General features: G+C 74.4%; 2 protein-coding genes and 1 pseudogene. 2 read left to right on the top strand and 1 reads right to left on the bottom strand.

Annotation, left to right across the window (positions count from 1 at the left end):
- A partial coding sequence (locus AB8Z75_RS32370) for an acyltransferase family protein (protein WP_369208301.1) occupies window positions 1-1421 on the top strand: 1421 nt, incomplete at its 5' end.
- Window positions 1422-1561: 140 nt separating this feature from the next.
- The gene (locus tag AB8Z75_RS32375) at window positions 1562-2506 is read left to right on the top strand and encodes a class I SAM-dependent methyltransferase (RefSeq protein WP_369208303.1); all 945 of its coding nucleotides are present in this window, start codon (window positions 1562-1564) and stop codon (window positions 2504-2506) included.
- A 223-nt stretch (window positions 2507-2729) separates the two neighbouring features.
- On the opposite strand, the pseudogene AB8Z75_RS32380 reads toward AB8Z75_RS32375, so the two are convergent.
- Window positions 2730-4047 (bottom strand): annotated as a pseudogene (locus tag AB8Z75_RS32380) (hypothetical protein); the annotation flags it as partial.

Below are 4047 nucleotides of genomic sequence, written 5' to 3' on the forward strand. Positions count from 1 at the left end.
CCCGGACCCCTGCCCCGCCCACGGGGGCGACGCGCGCAGCGACCGGAGGGGTACGCCTGCGGCGACCTGGCCGAGCAGCCGAGCCACAGCGACCGGAACAGGGCTCCGAGCCACAGCGACCGGAACAGGGCTCCGCGCGGCGGCGACCGGAACAGGGCTCCGCGCGGCGGCGGCCGGGCGGAGCCTCGGCGGCGCGGCGGTACGGCGGGCGGGACCCGTTTCTGGACAACGCGAAGTTCCTCCTGGTCGTCCTGGTCGTCCTCGCCCACAACTGGGCGCCCGTCGCCGACGGCATGCGCGGCGTCAAGGCGGCCTGGCTGCTGGTGTACGCCTTCCACCTGCCCGCCCTCATCCTGCTGAGCGGTTACCTCTCGCGCGGCTTCACCGGGCGTCCCGAACAGGTGCGAAGGCTGCTGACGCACGTCCTGGTGCCCTATCTCGCCTTCGAGGTGGCGTACGCGGGGATGGACACGCTCCTGTGGGACCGGCCCTTCGCCGTCACCCCGACGCGGCCGTCCTTCGTGTGCTGGTTCCTGGCGGCGCTCTTCGTGTGGCGGCTGACCGCGCCGCTGTGGCACGCGGTGCGCTGGCCCGTCGCGCTGGCAGCGCTCGTCTCCGTCGGCACCGGTTTCCTGCACGTGGGCGGCGAACCTGCCCTGCCCCGGCTGCTCATGTACTGGCCGTGGTTCGTCCTCGGTCTGCGGCTGCGCCCCGAGCACCTGCGTGCGCTGTGGAGTCGGGCTGCGCGCCTGTGTGCGCTGCCCGTGGTGGCCGCCGCCGTGGTCGGAGCCTGGTGGGCTGCGCCCCGGGTGAGCCGCGACTGGCTGCTGATGGAGGCGACCAGCGACGAGTTGGGCCTGTCTCCGCTGATGTACGTGGGCGTGCGGTCCGCGCTCTTCGGCGTGGGCGCCGTCCTCGTCGCCGCCTTCCTGGCCCTCGTCTCCTCCAGGCCGACCAGGTTCTCCGCGCTGGGGGCGTGTGCGCTCTATCCGTTCCTGCTGCACGGGCTGGTGTTCGAGGCCGTCGAGAGGGCGGGCGGCTACCGGCTCGTTCTGGCCTGGGGCCTGCCGGCGGTGGCGGGGGCGACGGTGCTGGCCCTCGGGCTCGCCGTGCTGCTGGGCACGCCTCAGGTGCGGAGTTGTCTGTGGCCGTTCGTCGAACCGCCGTTCCCCGCATGGCTGCGGGGCCGCCCCGGCGGCAGCCCTGCTGAGTCCCGGGCCGGCACGACGGCGTCCACCCCGGCTTCCAGACCGGCGGCCACCGCGAGTGGCGCGATCCCGCACGGGTTCGCGGCGGCGTCTCCGTACGGGCCCACGACGGCGTCTCCGTACGGGCCCGCGGCGGCATTTCCGCACGGGTCCGAGGAGGCCGGGAGCCGTGTTCGTCCGGGCGGTTCCTCAGCCGCACGGAACGGTCGCTGAACTCCGGGTAGCCCGCGGACGGCGGCGCGCGGAAGCTCTGCCGATGTGCGGCTCCGGGGCGTGCGCCGGCTCGCACCGGCCCCCTATACAGGGCCTCGGCCCCCTCGAACGTCCCCGTCCGCAGAGGAGACCCGCCCCCCATGACCACCACGGCCGCGTCCACGTCCGATCGGACACCGACCGCCCCCGGCCCGGACGACCAGCCGCAGGCACTGCCCGCGCCGCGCTCCTTCGACGAGGTGCCCGGCTGGTTCTACCGCACGGATCTCATCCTCTTCGACTGGTTCCTGCGCCGTCAGCGGGAGCTGCGACACCGGGGCGACCTGCTGGAGATGGGCGCCTACATGGGCAAGAGCGCCATCCTCATGCGGGCGTACCTCGACGCTCCGTACGAACGGTTCACCGTCTGCGACCTGTTCGACTCCGAGGCGCCGGACGCCGCCAACGGGCGCGAGATGCGCGGCTCCTACGCGACCCTCACCCGCCGCGCGTTCGAGGCCAACTACGGCTCCTTCTGGGACGACCTGCCGCGCCTCCTCCAGGCCCCCACCACCGTGGTGCCGCGCGAGGTGGAAGACGGCAGTTGCCGCTTCGTCCACGTGGACGCCTCACACCTGTACGAGCACGTGTACGGCGACATCGCGGCTGCCCGGGACGCCCTCGGGCCCGAGGGTGTCGTCGTCCTCGACGACTACCGCTCCGACCACACCCCGGGCGTCGCCTGCGCCACCTGGCAGGCCGTTCTGGAGAGTGGGCTGCGGCCCGTGTGCGTCTCCAGCCACAAGTTCTACGGCACGTGGGGCGACGCGGAACCCTGGCAGGACGCGCTGCACGCCGCGCTGCGGGAGCGGGGCAGGTGCTGGTTGCAGTGGCAGCAGGTGGCGGGCAAGCGGATGCTGCTGGTCGGTGCCCGCAAGTCCGACGCGCCGCCGGTGCCCGTCTCGCGGCACGCGCCTGCCGCCGACGCCGCCGGCGCGCGGGCACCGCGCACCCGCGCCGCCCGCCGGCTCGCCGTCGACCTCCTGCCCCCCGTGGTGACCCGCGCCCTGGTGCGCGCCCGCGACTCCCGCCGCACGTCGGGCTGACCGCAGGGGCGCGCGCTGAACTGGCGGCGGACCACGCGCGGTGGACTGACGACGGGCCACGCGCGGTGGACTGACGACGGGCCACTTGCCCTGGGCTGACGGCGAGTCACGTGCGGTGGGCTGACGGGTGACAGGCGGCGGCCCGCTCGCGGCGGGCTGCCGGCGGGCCCGCCGGCAGGTGACCGGACCGCCATCAGGTGGCCGGAAACGGAGTGTCCGGCCGCTAGCACAGGGCGCGCTCGGCCTCCACCGGGTCGGCCGGGATGCGCATGAGGGTGCGGTCCCAGGCGCCGGTGAGGTTGTCCCAGAAGCGTGCGGGGCTCATCGGGTCGCGGGTGGAGGCCAGCAGTTCGGGGAGCGGCCCGCAGGTCAACGCGTGCCGGGCGGCGCGTACGTCGTCTTCGTCGACGCCCTGGACGCGGGTTCCCGGCGCGGTCACGTCCGCGACGATCCAGGCCCGGTCGATCGGTTTCTCGTGTCCCGCCTTCTTGTGGCTGACGGGTTCGGTGTGGGCGCCCAGCGGGTTGGCCAGCCCGAGGATGTCGATGACGAAGCCGTCCAGCGGGAGCACCGCTCCCGCGTGCCCCAGCCGGGCCTCGGCGGCGGCGACCGGCGCCCGCACGTGGGGCGCCAGGGGGACGACGGGGTAGCCCTTGTCGTAGGGCAGCCGCAGCACCAGCCCGTGGCTGCCGTCCTTGATGGTGCGCCGCGCGGCCGTGGTGAAGGCGCGCGGGGTTTCGGTGTGGGCGAGTTGGCCGACCGGATGCCGGTCGCTGAGGATGTGCTGGTAGACGGTGTGGGAGTCGAAGACGATGCGCGGGTCGTCGGGGCTTTCGATGGGGGGCCGCAGCGCCAGGGCGCACACCAGTCCCCACACCCCGACCGCCCCGGCCACTACCGCTGTCGTCCGCCCGTACGGCAGCAGGAAGACCGGCAGCAGTACCAGGAACAGCGCGGGCAGCACCATGCGGCCGTGCATGAAGTCGCCGCCGATCTTGACGACGAAGAACGCCGACAGCAGCCCGGCCACGACCGGCGCGCCGACCAGCGCCGCGTCCGCCATGCGCGCTTCGCCGGGACGGTGGGCGCCGCCCGTTTCGCTGGTGCCGTCCGGTTCGCTGGTGCCGTCCGGTCGGCGTGCCCCGCCCTGCCGCCACCCGGGGGCACGGCGGACCGCTTCCCGTACCGCATACGCGGCGACCAGTCCCAGCGGTACCCACAGCACATAGGTGTTCAGCGTGTTGAGCAGGTAGTCCCAGCCGAACTGCCACTCGGTGCCGGAGGCCTCCTTGGCGATGGCGGGGAGGGGAACGAGTACGCCGTAGTACCCCGCGCGGAAGACCTCGTAGGCGAGGGGGAGCGCCACGGCGGCGCCCGCCCAGCCGAGGGTCGTCCGCCACCCGGGGCGCCACATCAGCCACAGCGCCACCAGGAACAGGCCGCTCACCAGCGCCAGGTCGGGCCGTACCAGGGGGCCGAGCCCCAGCGCGAAGGCCGTCGCGGGCAGCGCCGCGCGGCCACCCCCCGCCCGCGTCTCCGCC

Source organism: Streptomyces sp. PU-14G, from assembly GCF_041028275.1.
In the GTDB taxonomy this organism is placed as follows: Bacteria; Actinomycetota; Actinomycetes; order Streptomycetales; family Streptomycetaceae; genus Streptomyces.